Here is a 16246-nt window from a genome sequence, read left to right as displayed (position 1 = left end):
TTCTCGAACATCCCGCTGCGGTACGACCTTCAATTTAGCCTTACCTAAAGCAATCCGTCAATGATTTAAGCAACTTATTTGTATCAATAATTGAAATCGCCTGGTCAGTGGGATTTTGACCAATCTAATCCGGGGGTAATTTTTACCCCCGGCCTTCTTATCTCGCCATGTCGTGATTGAGAATTAGCTCTCGTAAATCTGTGACATGGGTTACGATCGCATGTAAATCATGACCTACCACCTAAAGTAGTGTTCACGTCGCGGTCACTGTCAGACCTCGAAAACTGCTGCTAATCACAAAAAGGACAGATAAGGAGCGCATATCCCATGAAGAACTTCTTACCTCGCACGATTTTCGATGACGAGCACAAGATGTTTCGTGAAACCGCCCGCGATTTCGTTGCCAAGGAAATCACCCCTCATGTTGATCAGTGGCATGAACAGGGCTATTGCGACCGCGACATGTACAAAAAAGCCGGTGAACTCGGACTTTTAGGAATTACTGCCGACGAAAAATTCGGCGGTGGAGGCATGGACGACTGGCGATTTAACGCCATCCTCTCGGAAGAGCTGGCCCAGTCTGATTGCGGTTCGGTCATTGTTTCCGTGCAGACGATCAATGACTTGGTCGTTCCGTACCTCGAGCGTTTCGCCAATGACGAGCAGAAAGAGCGCTTCCTGCGTCCACTTTGTGCTGGTGAGAAGATCGCCGCTATTGCTATGACGGAGCCGGGTGCCGGCGCTGACCTCGCGGGAATCCGCACGCTCGCTAAGAAAGACGCCGACGGCAACTACATCGTGAATGGCGCCAAGACATTCATCTCCAATGGTGTCCAAGCAGACTTCACGATTATCGTGGCCGTTACTGACCCTGAAAAGGGCCGCGCCGGTGTTTCGCTCCTCATTGTTGAGGACGGTATGGAAGGGTACACCAAGACGGGGCCGCTGAAGAAAGTCGGCCTTAAGGCGCAGGACACCGCGGAATTGTCCTTTGAAAACGTCACCGTTCCCGCCGAGAACCTCCTCGGTGAGGAAGGTGCCGGCTTCGGTTACCTGAGGCACAACTTGGCGCAAGAGCGGCTATCGATTGCCGTTGGCTCTGTAGCGACTTCACGCCGCGCTTTCGATCTCGTTTACCAGCACAGCCAGGACCGTAAGACGTTCGGAAAACGACTGGTTGACCACCAGGCCTACGGGTGGATGCTCGCCGAAATGGCAACCAAGATCCAAGCCGCCCAGTCATTCGTCGACGCCTGTATTGAAGCAAAAGTCAAGGGCGAACTCGATGAAACAACAGCGGCGATGGCCAAGTGGTGGACCACGGACCTGCAGGTCGAAGTGGTGAACAACGCCCTGCAAATGCACGGTGGCTACGGCTTCATGATGGAATACCCGATCGCCACGCATTACCTGGATACGCGCGTGCAGCCAATCTACGGTGGCCCGAACGAAATCATGAAGGAAATCATCGCCCGTCGCCTTGCCAAGGGCGCTGGCAAGTAAGGCACGACGAAACCACGGTGCGGTGAGCGGGCTCCGCATGCCCCACGGCAACCAGAAAGGCTGTTATGTCGGACGAACAAGACGTGGTGGGCGTCGATAACCTGGATGTTGAGACAGGACAACCAACCAGTGCGGCCGAGGCTGCCTCGGGCGTTGTGCGTGTGATCACGCTGCGGCGGCCAGAGGGATATAACGCCATCAACAAGGCACTTCGTACGCGTCTCCGCGAAGAGTTTGAAGCGGCCACTGACCCGAGCGTCCGTGCCGTGCTTATCGCCGCTGAGGGGAAGTCCTTCTGCGTTGGGCAAGACCTGAAGGAGCATCTCCAGGACTTGTCCACTGGGCAGGGGATGGGCAAGGTTGTCGACGAATACAACCCCATGGTTGAGGCCTTACTCGGTATCAAAGTCCCTATTGTTGCGGCTATTTCTGGACCAGCGGCCGGCGCAGGGTGGTCCTTAGCTTTGAATTGCGACTTCCGCATTGCCTCCAGGGGAGCATCCTTCACGGCGTCCTTCGCTGGCGTCGGATTGGCCTCCGATTGCGGGCTATCTCACACACTCACATCCATCGTGGGACCTGCGAAGGCTCTGGATCTGTTGTGCCGCGACCAGCAGCTCACAGCCGAGCGAGCGTATGACCTGGGACTTGTCACCGAGGTCACCGACGACGACCGAGCCGACGAGGCCGCGACCAAGTTCGCCCTAGCGTTGGCGAATGGCCCAACGAAGTCGTTCTGCGAAATCAAAAGCCTGGTGAGAGACGAGCAGGCGGTGATGGCCGCGGCTGCCAGAGAGGCGGATGCACAAGCGCGCCTAGCTTTCACGGAGGATCATCAAGAGGCAGTGCGATCCTTCGTCGAAAAGAGAAAACCCCAGTTCAAAGGGCGCTAGTAGCGCCACCCCACACGAATTACTTATGGCTTTCGTTGGCAGCGTGACGACGTTCGCGTTCCTCTGCCAATGACTTCCGCTCTTCTTTCAGCCACTCGGGTTGATCGTTGAGAAGATCGTTAATTTCGGCAGTCGTGAGTGGTTTATCCATGTCATTGCGCTTCAATGCTGCAGCAGTGACGCCGAGCTTCCGCGCAACTTCCGCCCGAGGATGAGGCCCATTCGCCCGCAAGTCTTTCAACCACTGAGGCGGATTGTTCTGTAAGCCCACAAACTCCTCATGGGTCAGCGCCGTCTTCTGGAACTCCTCAGGTGTGGCAGGGAGAAAAATATTCAACTTTTTCGCCGCCGTCATGGGCTTCATACGAGTACTTGACGGCTGCGCCCGGGACGCGTGATCATTATGTGAATGAGCATCGTTCATGCGCACCAGAGTAATGCATAAGCGGTTCCGATCCCGACGCCCTCAAGTTCGAGTCACTCTCCACGCCAGGTGTGAGCGTCGTACGTTACGATCTGTTCATGACCGAATATCTCAAGGTCGTTTTCGTTCCGGGACTTCTTCCCGACAAGTGGTTCCGACGGTTTGATGAACGCCATGGTGGTGCATCGCGTGACTCGAACCGTCGTGTGCGCATTGCGTCGGCCGTCGCTGACGATCCACTTCCTTATGTCTTGCACGGAAAGGCCGATGTGGCTTTCGTCCGCATGGATGATCGTGGACGTGAGGGCGTCGTCAAGGATGCTGAAGCGAGTGGTCAATCTATCCACCTCATTGAGCTGTACGAGGAACAGCCCGGCGTCGCAGTCCCGAAGGACAATGCCATTGCGTTGTTTCCGCAGGTCAGTTCCCATGATCTGGAGGACGAAAAGATCATGTGGGCACCGCAGCCACCTCACTTCCGAGTCGATATTGCCGGCGTTCGTGCCGCGCTTGAGGTTGTTGCCGCGAACGTCGGTGTTGTTATCGCGCCCCGCCCATTGTTGCGGGTAATTAATAAGCGCGGGGTGAAAGATGTTGCTTTGAGCGATGCTCGCCCGACGCAGCTGGCCATGGTGTGGTTGCAATCCCGTGACGACCGCGACATACAGAATTTTGTCGGGATCGTGCGGGGGCGCACGGCACGGTCGTCGCGATAGGGTCCTGGGACGCGTACACGGGACGTCTGTACGGGATGGAACAATAGAGCGCCATGACAGCATCGTTCACAGGAACTATCCGCCCTATGATGCGCGACGATTATCCAGACGTGGCCCGTATCCACCAGGCCGGGCTGGATACGGGCAACGGTGCATATGAAGCGTCACCGGTCACGTGGGAGGAGTTCGTCGACAAGAAAATCCCTGAGCTGTGTTTCGTCGCGGAAGATGAGGGGACGATTCTCGGGTGGGTTGCTCTCATGCCGTTCTACCATCGGCCGGCCCTGACTGGTTTCTTAGAGGACTCGATTTATATCGATCCGGCTGCGTCGGGACGTGGAGTGGGTACTGCTCTTCTGAAGCACTCTGCCGTGAAGGCGAAGGAGTGGGGTGCGTGGACCATCACTGGGTGGATTTTTGAGGACAACTCCGCGTCCCAAGCGCTGCATGCGAAGGCGGGGTTCAGGAAAGTAGGCACACTCCAGCGTCACGGGTGGATGGATTATTGGTCCGTGGTCGGACCAATACCGCCAGTGCGCCATTTACGAAAAGCTCCTGTAGAACAACCTGGGTCGGGGCAATAGCTTCGGCTGGCACAACAACCCGGGGCTGCGCAACGACCCGGGCCGGCATAATACCGTCGGCTAAAAAATCGCGGGTAATACGAAAGAAAGCGTGTCCGAGCCCGGTGATTTCTGGCCTCTGATCTAGGAAAAATGAAAGATATATGCTCGGCAACCATATATCCGCCTCGAATAAAAGTGCGGGGGTGTATGGTCAATTTTCGGCCATTTTTTGGCCATATTCCCCCGCAGTTTTGCCACGCACCCCGCATATTCCCCCGCAGTTTTCCGGCACGCGGACACATTTTGTCGTATAACCCAGAATAGCGTGCCGACACAATACGGGTTGTGCCGACGCGCGGGGGGGGGGGCCGTTCTATAGCAGCGTTGTATTTATACCACGTCTTTACACCGAGTTCCGCAGTTTTTCTTCGCGGACGAGGGCGAACAAGATGAACGCGAGAACAGCGAACGGGATCACGACGATAAACACCGGAGTCAATGCGTCGTTGTAGGCTCCCATAAACATGTCTTTGAGCGGACCAGGCAGCGAAGCAACCAGTTCCGGCGTGAGGCTATCGGCGTCGAGCCCGCTCGATTGCTGTCCGAACTTCTGCTGCACCTGCGGCGGAAGCTGCGCCATGGCGGCCGGCACACGCTCTGCGACCAGCTCGCTAATGCGGTTGGTGAAAATCCCACCAACCAAGGCAGAGCCGAGTGACGAACCGATCTGGCGGAAGAAGTTGTTGCTTCCTGTGGCAACGCCGACCTTTTGGATCGGGAATGAGTTCTGGACCACCAGGATCAGGATCTGCATGGTCATACCCAGGCCAACACCCATGATGAAGAGGCACAGGCCGAGGTACCACAGCGACGTATCAACGGTGATCCGGTGCAGAAGCACACAGGAGGCAACCACAATGAGCATGCCGAGAGGGGGATAGATCCGGTATTTGCCGGTTCGGGTGACAACATTGCCCAGCCCGATGGACGTTCCCATCAATCCGACCATCATGGAGATCATCATGAAACCAGAGGTGGTCGGGTTCATGTTGTGGACCATCTGGAAGTAGGTGGGCATGTAGCTCATGACGCCGAACATCACGATTCCGACGCACAGACCGCCCAGGGTGACCAGGTTGAAGTTGCGGTTCTTGAACAGCGACATCGGGATCAGCGGATCTTTAGCGCGCAATTCGATGAAGACGAAGATTGCGGCCGCAACGACGGTTCCGATCTCCAAACCGATGATCGTGGGTGAGCTCCAGGAGTACTGGTTTCCGCCCCACGACGTGAAGAGGATGAGGCATGATGCGGACGTCGCCATGAAGATAATGCCGAAGTAATCGAGCTTTAGTCCGGTTCCGAGCATGGGCAGCTTCAGAGTGAACAGTGCAATAGCAACCGCGAGAAGGCCGACCGGCAGGTTAATCCAGAAAGCCCATCGCCATCCGGGGCCATCCGTGAACCAACCACCAAGCACGGGGCCGAGCACCGAAGACACACCGAAAACAGACCCCATCCAGCCCGCGTACTTTCCGCGCTCCCGAGGGGGAACGACGTCGGCCATAATCGCCTGCGAGAGGATCATGAGTCCGCCGCCGCCGAGGCCTTGGATACCGCGGCCAATGATCAGCTGTGCCATCGACTGCGAGAGTCCACCGATGATCGACCCGATAAGGAAGATAGCAATCGCGCCGACGAAGATCGGTTTGCGGCCGATTTGATCACCGAGTTTGCCGTAGATCGGCATCATAATCGTCTGGCACAGCAGGTAGGAAGTAATGACCCACGACATGTGCTCGACGCCACCAAGGTCGCCGACGATCGTCGGAAGGGCCGTCGAGAACAGCATCTGGTCCAAACTCGCCAGCAGCATGGCGGACATGATGGCCACCATGATCGCCGGAATGTTGCTCTTATTCTTCGGCCTGGAGGATGTTCTCTCAGTGGTTGGTGACGTCTGATCTGCCGGCGAATCAATGTCCTTCACTGATTCCGGAGTAATCACACGGCTGGACATGTGCTGCCCGGACGTGTTCACAGCGTTGTCGCTGGTGGCGTCGCTGTGTGCGCCATTGTGTTTACTCACTGTGCATCATCCTCTCATTTCTCATCGTTACGTTCGTCGTTGTTGTTGTTTTTATTTTTCTTGTCGACGTTCTGTTTGCTGTTGGTTTGTTTGTCGACGTTGGTTGAGTGGTCGTCAGTGATGTCCAGATTGATGTAGTCACTGCTTTTTCTTTCCGACGCTGCACTCGGTGGCGTCGTGCTGGCTAAACATTCTGGGGGAGGAGCTCCTAAAACGTCGTAGAACAGGGTGAAAGCGCCCAGGCAGCAATCGCGGAGGCGACGATGCCCATTGGTGCCATCGGGTTGCCTGGTCCACCGGAGCGTTCCGATCCGGACGGCGTCTTGGCACAGCATTGCCAGAGTGACGGCTTCCTCAGAGACGCCACCTGTGCTTTCTGTGGCCGGAAAAGCAGTTTGTGGAAGCGATCGGTGCTCCGGGTGGAGGGTGAAGAATTCGTCGATCAGTTCCACGATGTTGTGGAAGCGTTGGATAGTCAGTCCAAATTGCGGAGCTGCAATATTAGGGTTGTTGCGGAAGATTTGCTTCCGACGGCTCAGCAGCAGCGTTGAGAACTCGTCACTGCGGCCGCGCGACGCGAAACTGGTCTGGAGGATGAGGTCCACCAAGGCCACGGTCACATGTTGCGGGTCGGCAGCAAGGAATTCTTTTCGTTCTTTCTCAGGGAGGTCGACAACAGGGTGGCCGAGGACGGCGGTTTCCTTGGAGTCGACATAGTTGAAGAACGTACGTTTCGAAATGTTGGCCGCGTCGACGATGTCCTCGATGGTGACGTTGTCATAGCCTTTGTCGAGGACAAGCCGAGTGGCGTGATCTTCGATAGCGCACAGGGTTTCTAAGCGCTTGCGTTCCCGAAGACCCCGTGGCGCATGAATTCCCTCGGTGTCGAGGTAGTTACGGTTGCTTTCCACGAGAGCCAACCTTAGACCCAATTATGCACTGAGTGCAAAGTTGCGGGCGGTATAAGTCTGCATTGTGTGAAAGAAATCAAAAGCCCTTCAAGTGTGACTTGGGTCATGGTGGGGCCGCTGGAGGCCATAAAAAAGGGTCACCCTCAAGGGGCGGCCCAGTATTTGTAGGCGACTAGACGACGCAGGCGACTAGCGATGCATTCGCTTACTTATCGCGATCCGTGTATGCCATCGCAAGCACGTCGAGGCGCTTATCCAGCTCTTCCTCCGTGAGCTTCTCACCGTCGACAAACCCGAGGTCAATGACAGTTTGGCGAATAGTCTTGCCCTCCTTCAGCGCGGTCTTGGCAACCTTCGCGGCAGCCTCGTAACCGATCGCGCTGTTGAGCGGAGTAACGATCGACGGCGACGACTCAGCCAGTGTCCGCATGCGCTCAGCATTGGGCTCAATTCCGTCCACCATCTTTTCGGCGAAGATCACCGCGGTGTTCGACAGCAGGCGGATTGACTCCAGAACATTGCGTGCCATCATCGGGATGAACACGTTCAACTCGAACGCGCCTTGCATGCCACCGGCAGCAATCGCGGCGTCGTTACCAATGACCTGGCACGCAACCTGGGTAGCGGTCTCACACATGACCGGGTTGACCTTGCCCGGCATAATCGACGAGCCCGGCTGGAGGTCAGGAAGGTGAATCTCGCCGAGGCCGGTCAGCGGGCCGGAGCCCATCCACCGGATGTCGTTAGCGATCTTGTTGAGGGAGACAGCAATGCTCCGCAGCGCACCCGACATCTCGACGAGCCCGTCGCGGTTTGCCTGAGCCTCAAAGTGGTTAACACATGGACGCAGTTCCTCAACGCCCGTCAGCTTCACCAGCTCAGCGGTGACTTTGTCGCCGAAATCTTCGGTGGTGTTCAGCCCGGTTCCGACGGCCGTACCACCGATGGGGAGTTCACCGACGCGCGGCAGGGTGGCCTTCACGCGCTCGATACCAGCTTCGATTTGCCGAGCGTAGCCCGAGAACTCCTGCCCCAAGGTCACCGGTACCGCGTCCATCAGGTGGGTGCGTCCGGACTTCACAACCTCTTCCCACTCGGTCGCCTTGGCGGACAGCGACTTGTGCAGCGTCGTCAATGAGGGGATGAGATCCTTAACGGCAGCCTCCGTGGTGGCAACGTGCGTCGCGGTGGGGAAGGTGTCGTTCGAAGACTGGCCCATGTTGACATCGTCGTTAGGGTGAACCTCAACGCCGTCGTTCTTACAGATAGAGGCGATAACCTCGTTGGTGTTCATATTCGACGACGTACCGGAGCCAGTCTGGAAGACGTCGATAGGAAATTCTTTGTCGTGTTTGCCGTCGGCAATTTCGGTGGCCGCTGCGATGATGGCTTTGCCTTTGTCCTCTGAAAGTAGGCCACGGTCAAGATTGACTTGCGCACATGCGGCCTTGAGCAGGCCCATGGCGCGGATTTGTGCGTGTTCGAGGCCACGCCCCGACACTGGGAAATTCTGAACCGCACGTTGGGTTTGCGCGCGCCACAGTGCTGTGGCCGGAACCTTGACTTCACCCATGGTGTCGTGTTCGATGCGGTATTCCTGATCGCTCATGTTATGTAAGTCCCACCTTCATATGTGCTATGAGGATATGTGCAAAGTGGCAGAATTCATGCCACTTCAAGTATGGCCCATCGGGAGCCTCGATGTGTGACCGATGTTGCCAAAAATACAACCTAGTGGTGTAGGTCATAGATCAGCGAGGCATGCGGCAAGCGCGTGGTTTGTGTGTACGCGTGAATGCCCGGAGAACAACAGATATCCCCGGGCATCACACCGACCCAAAAACGGGTCCTAGCTGTAATCGACGACGGCGTACTCTTCCAGCTTCGTCAACTGGTGATGCGACTCAATCATGCGGACAGTGCCGGACTTCGACCGCATGACCAGCGACCGCGTGATCGCACCGCGCGGTGAATACGTGACGCCACGGAGCATATCGCCGTTGGTTACACCCGTCGCAACGAAGAAACAGTTCTGTGAATGAACGAGGTCCTCGGTCGTGAGAACCTTGCCCAGTTCGTGGCCAGCATCGAGGGCCTTCTGTTTCTCTTCATCATTACGCGGGGTCAGCACGCCCTGAATCTCTCCGCCCATGCATCGCATAGCACACGCAGTGATGATGCCTTCTGGGGTTCCGCCGACACCCATCATGATGTCGATGCTGTTCTGGGTCTGGTTCTGGGCGGCTGCCACAGCACCAGCGACGTCACCGTCGTGAATTAAACGAACCTTGGCTCCGGCGTCGCGAATTTCCTGAATGAGGTGCTCGTGGCGGGGACGATCCAAAACGACGACGGTAATGTCAGACGCCCTCTTACCCTTGGCGTGCGCCACTGCGCGAATGTTGTCCTTGACGGGGGCGTTGACGTCAACAACGCCGCGGGCTTCCGCGCCGACCGCGATTTTCTTCATGTAAAACACGGCGGATGGGTCGTACATGGTTCCACGCTCTGCTGCGGCGAGCACCGAGATAGCGTTCTGACGGCCTTCTGCCATCAATGTGGTCCCATCAACAGGGTCGACAGCGATGTCGATATCGGGGCCTTCGCCTGTTCCGACCTCTTCACCGTTGAAGAGCATCGGGGCTTCATCTTTCTCACCTTCGCCGATAACGACCACACCGCGCATTGCCACGGTGTTGATCATCTGGCGCATGGCGTCGACAGCGGCTCCGTCGCCTTCATTTTTCTTTCCGCGGCCGACCCACCTGCCCGAGGCAAGGGCGGCGGCTTCCGTCACGCGGACCAGTTCCATAGCAAGGTTACGGTCCGGTGGTGTTTGTTTGTGGTCACTCATGGGTGGCACATGCCTCCTGTTTTGGCTTCAGTGATGGGGTTGATCATCTTCATTGTTTCACTTATGCGCCCAATAGCCGATTAATCTCACTCCCAAATAGGGGCAAAATGTGGTGAATCTTGTACTTTTTCGGAGGTGACCACAGGTTCTCCCTGTTGGTTGGTGTGACCACCGCGATGCGGGTGGTGCGGGCCCAAGACGGAACCCATAGTGAGTGGTCGTCGTGGGTGGTTGGTGGCGGACGTCCACCGGTGGTTTTGTGATCCCCCATGATGAACAGCCATAATCGTTCGCGTGCGCACGAAAAAGGTGGAGAAGCCAAGGATTTTCCAAGACGGCCGTGACATGATTATCTCGCTCGGAGTCATGCTCATCGTGATGTTCGTCGTCATCGGAGGGACAGGCCTGTGCCATTACCAGCCGGGCAACCCCAAAGAAGGCAAGGTCACCCGCGTTGACTACACCACGTTCTTACAGAGCGAGGCGCAATCCGCCGATTATCCCGTTCGCATACCTGCGTCGCCCGAGGGGTGGATTCCCAATTCAGCCCTTCGGATCAACCTCAACGGCCATTCTGGCTCCTCAGTCGGGTGGGTCCACGACAAAGACTGGATCCGGTTTGTTCAAACGAGCGCATCCGTCGACGACGTAGCCCAGGGGCTCGATGGTAAAGCCCGGCAAGAAAAAGGAACGAAAGACATCGACGGAACAACGTGGCATGTGTTTGAGGGTTCCGACGATGACGTCCGCACGGCATGGGTCGTGGATAAGAAAGACGTGCGATGGGCTGTATCGGGCACCGGCAGCACCGATGAATTTTCGACGATGGCGAAGGCTATTCAGGAAGCAAAGCCAGAGCCGTCTGCGGGAGAATCGGCCCCGTCCGACGTGTCGTCTTCACCCTCGGCGTAATCACTATCCTCTAAGGCTTTCTCCACGCGGTGGCGGGCTCCCTCGAGGTAGTCTTCGCAGGTCCGGGCCAGTGCCTCGCCCCGTTCCCAGTACAGAAGCGACTCATCAAGGCTCATTTGGCCAAGTTCGAGGATGCGTACGACTTCAATGAGTTCCTGACGTGCTTCTTCGTAGAATAATTCTTCGACGGGTTTAAAGCGGGGGTTGGATTCGCCGGAACCGATGGTGAATGAGTCGGAATCGTTGCGGTCGGGCTGTGTCATAGATAGCTCCTTCGAAAGCGTTACGTGTGGTTAAGCGTGGTGTGTGGATAATCGTGATGTGTGGAGTTGGCTCATTGAGCCGGGGAGGTCGACATCGTGGCCGCAACGATTGATCCGTCGTTGAGCCGGATTCGCAGCTGAGACCCCGGTGGGGTTTGGTCAATCGAGGTCGCCACTTCGGACTCTTCACCGGGACGCTGTACTTGGACGATGGAATATCCTCGTGCAAGTGTTGCCGACGGGCCCAATGCTGAGACTTGCCCGCGCAGATGAGCGATCTCGGAGTTCGCTCGTTCCAGCAAGAGCGTGATATTTCGCCTAATGGACGACGCATCACGTGCCACGTCCTCTGCGTGGCGGTTTATCGGCGTCATCGGGTCAGCCATCACGGGCCGTTGGCGCAGATCATTCAGACGATCGCGCTCGTAGTCCAACCACCGGAAGAGCGCTTGCTGCCCGCGCTGTCGACAATCACGGATTCCCTCGAGCTCAGTAGCCATATCGATCACGACTCGTTTTGCCGCATCCGTGGGAGTCGCCGCCCGCAGGTCGGCTACGTCGTCGAGAACAGGGTTATCGGTCTCGTGACCAATAGCGCTGACGATGGGTGTTCTCAGCGTGCTGACATGGCGAACGAGGTTTTCGTCGGAAAACGGAAGAAGATCTTCGACGGAACCGCCGCCGCGCGCCACGATGATAACGTCGACGGTGGAATCACGATCAAGAATGGTGAGCGCCTCTTTGACTTCAGGGACAGCGCTGGCGCCCTGGACTGGTGGATTGAGTGTCCGAATGTTCACCGCAGGCCATCGCTCTTGCGCGATAGAGATCACGTCGCGTTCTGCAGCGGAGCCTCGGCCGGTAATGAGCCCGATGCGTTGGGGGAGAACGGGGAGTGGTTTTTTCCGCTCCGGTGTGAGTAATCCTTCAGCAGCAAGGAGTTTACGGAGTTGCTCGATGCGAGCGAGTAGTTCACCAATCCCAACCGGGCGGATGTCGGTAATGGATAGCTTCAGCTGGCCACGGCTGACGGAATAATTCGGTTTCCCCAGAACAATGACCCGGTCCCCATGTGAAAGGGGAGTGGGAAGAGACGTAATGACATGATTCTTGGCGATCAGCTCAATCGACATCTCCGCTTCGACGTCACGGAGGGTAAGGAACGTCCAGTACCGGGTCTGCTTCATCTGAGTGAGCTGACCCTCGACCCACACTGAACCGAGCTTAGAAATCCAGTCTCCGATTTTGCGGTTAAGGATGCGGACGGGCCACGGGGCTTCGGGGGAGGTAAGTCCGCCTCGAGCGGTGCGTGACCCCGACGTGGTCGGATCCTGTTTCGCAGTCATATGCCCCACTTTAATGGCTATCTAGGACACAACCGACAGCTCATGCGAAAGTGCTGATTGCCACTGGTTTTCTCTGTGGCTTCGACGTGGGCTATGTAGCTTCGCCGCGGGCGCCGATTCAGTTCCGACGTGAATGCCGCGGCCGCGTCGTCCGCGGCGGAAGGGAGGATGTGCCGTCGTCAGGACGGTAAGTGCGTGGCGTGAATTTCTTCGGCGGATACGTGGGAGACTGATCCCGGTACCGTTCGCGATCCCCTTGGTGCGTCGGCCGGGAAGGGGCGTCATGCTGCCGACGCGATACTTCGGAGCCCTCATATCGATCCTCATACCGGCTGCTCACTCGCGAGGAGCGGTTCGTCTCGTAAGAACGCGGTTGGTGACGTCGCGGCGGCGACGAGGACCGTCGGGAATCGGTGCGTGCCGAATCTACCGACGTGCTCGTCGAGTCCGAGCGATAGTCCTGCGGGCGGTGGCCACGCGATGCAGAAGTGCGTTGCTTCTGTTGCCCATTGCGAGGTGCTCGCGATGAGGAAGCTTGACGTCGTGCAGTGACGCGCGCGGTTTGTCGTCGATACAACCAGCATCGCACGACCGCAATGATGGCGCTGACCAGGACCGTCCAAAAGAGAACGAAGAAGTGCTGGACAACCGGGAAGAAGTTCGCCAACAGTGAGGTCTTAGAAAACACCCCGACGCCCTCGGAATGCCCGCTCAGCTTTCCAGCCAGGAGGGAACAGATGGGCGTGAGCACCGTGAAAAGGATGGGTTGCACACAGACGGTGACGAGCAGCCCTTGTACCTGGACGAGCAGCGTCGTGATGAGCGACGATGCAACGAAGAAAATGAAGTACCACCGGCCCAGGGTTCCTTCACCGGCCGAACTGATGAGCATGCCGGTCGCCATGGAGGCAGCGATGATCGCCAGGGGAGCCCACCAGAGCAGCCCCCAGAGCCGATTGTCGTTGCTGTTGGAGCGCCCCGAAGAAGTTCTCGGGGAGGCAGCAGGAGTTCGATATTCTGACACAGGGAATTAGGGTACCCGTTTAAGTCCTATTTATTGGTAGGCAGACCGGTAACGGGCATTGTTGGGGTTGTTTCGGAGTCTCGTCGTACATTTTCAGTATATTGACGATTGCTTAGCGCTTTCTTTCGGGTCGTGACTTCTTTATCGATAAGTTCACTAAAGTATCGCAACCACACCGCAATGGTGGCCATAACGGGGACGGCCAGGAACGCACCGATAATTCCATACAGATTACTGCCGACGGTGACCGAAAGAAGAACAATCACCGGGTGGAGATTCATCGCCTTTGACTGCAGAACAGGGGAGAGAACATTTCCTTCAAGTTGCTGAACCGCGATGATGATGGCGAGCACGATTAATGCTGTCGTGAGTCCATTCGATACGAGGGCAATAAGAACGGCGACGGCACCCGCGACGATCGCACCAACGATGGGGATGAAACCACCCATAAACGTGATGACGGCCAGCGGCAGAGCAAGCGGCACGTTGAGAATGATCAGCCCCAGGCCGATGAAGAAAGCGTCGATGAGGGAAACAACCGCTTGAGCACGGATGAACCCTCCGAGCGTGTTCCAGGACCGCTGCAGGAGTTCAACGATGTGGCCTTCGCCCCGTTTGCCTGAAATTTTCCCAAGCCAGGGGAGGAAACGATCGCCGTCTTTCAGGAAGAAGAAGGTGATCATCAGAATAACGCCGAGCATCACTGCTAACTCTGATGCTTTATTCACACCGGTGACGACGCCCGCAATGATTTGATCCGAGCTGGATTTAATCTTGTCGATTCCCTCGTCCAGGTAATCATTGACCTGTTGATCGTTGAGATTAAGCGGCGGGCCCTGAACGTAGTTCTGAACCTTTTCCAGCCCTTTGATAGATTGATCCGCCAATTGGGAGGATTGTTCGACAGCACTCGGCGCGATGAGGCTGAACAGTCCGACGATGATAGCCAAGGCTCCTAAGACAGAGACCAAGGCCGCGAGCCACCGGGGGAAGTGCGCTTTGCGCATCCAATTCGTTGGAACCCAGAGCAGCGTGCAGATAATGAGGGCGATCAAGATAGGAAGAACGCCGCGCCACAGCAGACCGATTGCTCGCCATGCGACGATGCCACCGGCGATGAGGAGGATCAGCCGTATTGACCAAGCAGCGGTGATGGAGACGACGTCACCAATGACTGCGAGGCGGTCCTTGGGGGCGTCCGAGGGGTCGACCTCGGGGTGGTGTTCGCCACCGCGGAATGGCGTACTGGGGTCGTGAGAGTGGCCCTCCGCGTTGTCCGCGTTCGTCGACGGGTCTACCTTGCGGCTTCCCTTCGAGGCGGCCGAGTCTTCCGCGTCCTGACCGTGCTTTGTGCGGCGGTTGAAGAGTGACATTATTTGTTCTCCTCCGTGCCGTCGTCGTTAGTAGATGTGGTACCGCGTGCGTCCGAGTGTTCCGGCTCTGGCCCAGGCCGTGCCGTCACCGAACTGTGGTCCGTCGTTGTGCTTGTTTCAGGATCAAGAACGACGATGGGCTGCACGGGATCAACAACGTGACTATCCACCTGCTCACTGGCGTATCGGAGTAGGACAGCACCCACGGCCGCGAGGGGAACGGCGAGGAACGCTCCGACAACACCGTAAACGCTCCCACCGATGGCCACCGACGCCAGAATGATGACCGGATGCAGATTCATTGCCCGCGATTGCAGGATGGGGGAGAGCACATTGCCTTCAATTTGGTGCACCAACAGAATGAGCAGCGCGGTCAGCAGCGCCGAAATCCACCCATTGGTGACGAACGCGATGACAACCGCCACAGCACCCGCAACGAGCGCGCCGAAAATCGGGATAAACCCGCAGAAGAAGTTGAGTACAGCGAGCGCGAGAGCCAGCGGGACATGAAGAATCGACAGCCCGATCGCGATAAAGACGGAGTTCAGGAAGGAAATGATCGCCTGCGCACGGATGAACCCTCCGAGAGTTTTCCACGACCTGGCGAATATTTCGTGGAGGTGCGTCCCAATCGAGCCGGAAAACTGACGGTCAATCCACGGTAAAAACTTGTGGCCGTCGTTCAGGAAGAAGAAGGTCAGCATGAGGACAATGCCCAAGGTGACCGCGACCGACGATGCAGCCGACGCTCCTGACAAGACGGAGCTAACAAGGGAGCCGGAATGCTCCTGAATGTGAGCCGCAGCTTGGTCAAGAGCCTGGTTAAGCTGGGCGTCCTTGATGTTGAGCGGCGGTCCGTTGAGCGCTTCTTTAGTTTCCCGTAAGGAGTGGGAGGCGCGGTGGGCCAAAGACTCAGACTGGTCGATAACGCTCGTGGTCACGAGGCTGAGCGTGCCAATCACAATGACTGCGGCACCCAAGATCACCACAATCGCCGACAGCGCATGCGGGACCTTGTACTTGGTGAGCCAATGAACCGGCGGCCACATCAGGGTGCAGACAATGATTGAGATCATCACTGGCAGGAGCGCACTCCAGATCAGTCCTAACCCATACCAGAGAAGGAACGCAGCTAGGGCAATCGCGAGGAACCGCAAACACCACAAGGCTAAGCGCTTGATATTTACGGCTATCGACGCCGAACGGCTTGCCTCGGTGAGCGGTGCATGGGCGTAATACGGAACGCCCATGACACCGTCGGCGTTATCGCGATTGGCCAGCTGACTCGCATGTTTTTGGCTGAGGGGAGCGAGCGAACCGGGCACGCGCCCCGGTTCTGGTTCGGAAGAGGAGTTCATCATCACGGACTATT

General features: G+C 57.1%; 15 protein-coding genes. 5 read left to right on the top strand and 10 right to left on the bottom strand.

The window, feature by feature from the left end; all coding sequences use genetic code 11:
* Nucleotides 1-327: 327 nt before the first annotated feature.
* Complete coding sequence (locus ACWORE_RS05015; protein WP_012731229.1) at nt 328-1503, top strand: acyl-CoA dehydrogenase family protein; 1176 nt, start codon at nt 328-330, stop codon at nt 1501-1503.
* A 65-nt stretch (nt 1504-1568) separates the two neighbouring features.
* Nucleotides 1569-2396: an enoyl-CoA hydratase/isomerase family protein gene (locus tag ACWORE_RS05010; RefSeq protein ID WP_406605713.1), complete on the top strand. Its 828-nt coding sequence runs from the start codon at nt 1569-1571 to the stop codon at nt 2394-2396.
* Nucleotides 2397-2415: 19 nt separating this feature from the next.
* Here the strand turns inward: ACWORE_RS05010 and ACWORE_RS05005 are convergent, their stop codons facing one another.
* Nucleotides 2416-2760, bottom strand: a complete 345-nt coding sequence (locus ACWORE_RS05005) for a DUF5997 family protein (RefSeq protein ID WP_406606037.1) — start codon at nt 2758-2760, stop codon at nt 2416-2418.
* Nucleotides 2761-2918: 158 nt separating this feature from the next.
* On the opposite strand from ACWORE_RS05005, the gene ACWORE_RS05000 reads away from it, so the two are divergent.
* Nucleotides 2919-3536: a LysR family transcriptional regulator substrate-binding protein gene (locus ACWORE_RS05000; RefSeq protein ID WP_455302993.1), complete on the top strand. Its 618-nt coding sequence runs from the start codon at nt 2919-2921 to the stop codon at nt 3534-3536.
* Nucleotides 3537-3589: 53 nt separating this feature from the next.
* On the top strand, nt 3590-4120 hold the full coding sequence (locus ACWORE_RS04995; protein ID WP_455302991.1) for an N-acetyltransferase family protein: 531 nt from the start codon (nt 3590-3592) through the stop codon (nt 4118-4120).
* A gap of 385 nt (nt 4121-4505) precedes the next feature.
* On the opposite strand, the gene ACWORE_RS04990 is transcribed toward ACWORE_RS04995, so the two are convergent.
* The 4 genes from ACWORE_RS04990 to glpX form a co-directional block, all read right to left on the bottom strand.
* Nucleotides 4506-6191, bottom strand: coding sequence for an MDR family MFS transporter (locus tag ACWORE_RS04990; protein WP_455302989.1), 1686 nt, complete (start codon nt 6189-6191; stop codon nt 4506-4508).
* 14 nt (nt 6192-6205) lie between these two features.
* Nucleotides 6206-7102: a TetR/AcrR family transcriptional regulator gene (locus ACWORE_RS04985; protein WP_455302987.1), complete on the bottom strand. Its 897-nt coding sequence runs from the start codon at nt 7100-7102 to the stop codon at nt 6206-6208.
* A gap of 205 nt (nt 7103-7307) precedes the next feature.
* Nucleotides 7308-8711, bottom strand: a complete 1404-nt coding sequence (locus ACWORE_RS04980) for a class II fumarate hydratase (protein WP_455302985.1) — start codon at nt 8709-8711, stop codon at nt 7308-7310.
* A 240-nt stretch (nt 8712-8951) separates the two neighbouring features.
* Nucleotides 8952-9956, bottom strand: coding sequence for a class II fructose-bisphosphatase (glpX, locus tag ACWORE_RS04975; RefSeq protein WP_455302983.1), 1005 nt, complete (start codon nt 9954-9956; stop codon nt 8952-8954).
* A gap of 294 nt (nt 9957-10250) precedes the next feature.
* On the opposite strand from glpX, the gene ACWORE_RS04970 reads away from it, so the two are divergent.
* Nucleotides 10251-10868, top strand: coding sequence for a DUF4245 domain-containing protein (locus ACWORE_RS04970; RefSeq protein WP_455302981.1), 618 nt, complete (start codon nt 10251-10253; stop codon nt 10866-10868).
* Here ACWORE_RS04970 and ACWORE_RS04965 read toward each other — a convergent pair.
* The 5 genes from ACWORE_RS04965 to ACWORE_RS04945 all read right to left on the bottom strand — a co-directional run bounded on the left by ACWORE_RS04965 (nt 10796) and on the right by ACWORE_RS04945 (nt 16235).
* Complete coding sequence (locus ACWORE_RS04965; RefSeq protein WP_296139726.1) at nt 10796-11131, bottom strand: exodeoxyribonuclease VII small subunit; 336 nt, start codon at nt 11129-11131, stop codon at nt 10796-10798. The two genes, ACWORE_RS04970 and ACWORE_RS04965, sit on opposite strands and share 73 nt — an antisense overlap.
* Before the next feature lie 71 nt (nt 11132-11202).
* On the bottom strand, nt 11203-12477 hold the full coding sequence (gene xseA, locus ACWORE_RS04960; RefSeq protein ID WP_455302978.1) for an exodeoxyribonuclease VII large subunit: 1275 nt from the start codon (nt 12475-12477) through the stop codon (nt 11203-11205).
* Nucleotides 12478-12595: 118 nt separating this feature from the next.
* On the bottom strand, nt 12596-13501 hold the full coding sequence (locus tag ACWORE_RS04955) for a DUF6542 domain-containing protein (RefSeq protein WP_455302976.1): 906 nt from the start codon (nt 13499-13501) through the stop codon (nt 12596-12598).
* Nucleotides 13502-13527: 26 nt separating this feature from the next.
* Nucleotides 13528-14874 (bottom strand): AI-2E family transporter, encoded by a 1347-nt coding sequence (locus ACWORE_RS04950; RefSeq protein ID WP_455302974.1) that lies wholly within the window; start codon nt 14872-14874, stop codon nt 13528-13530.
* On the bottom strand, nt 14874-16235 hold the full coding sequence (locus ACWORE_RS04945; protein WP_455302972.1) for an AI-2E family transporter: 1362 nt from the start codon (nt 16233-16235) through the stop codon (nt 14874-14876). Before ACWORE_RS04945 ends, ACWORE_RS04950 begins: the two co-directional genes overlap by 1 nt.
* Between the last annotated feature and the right edge of the window lie 11 nt (nt 16236-16246).

It is taken from the genome of Corynebacterium sp. c7Ub_26 (assembly GCF_053760365.1).
Note: the sequence above shows the minus strand (reverse complement) of the source record. Positions and strands in the feature narration are given on the sequence as shown.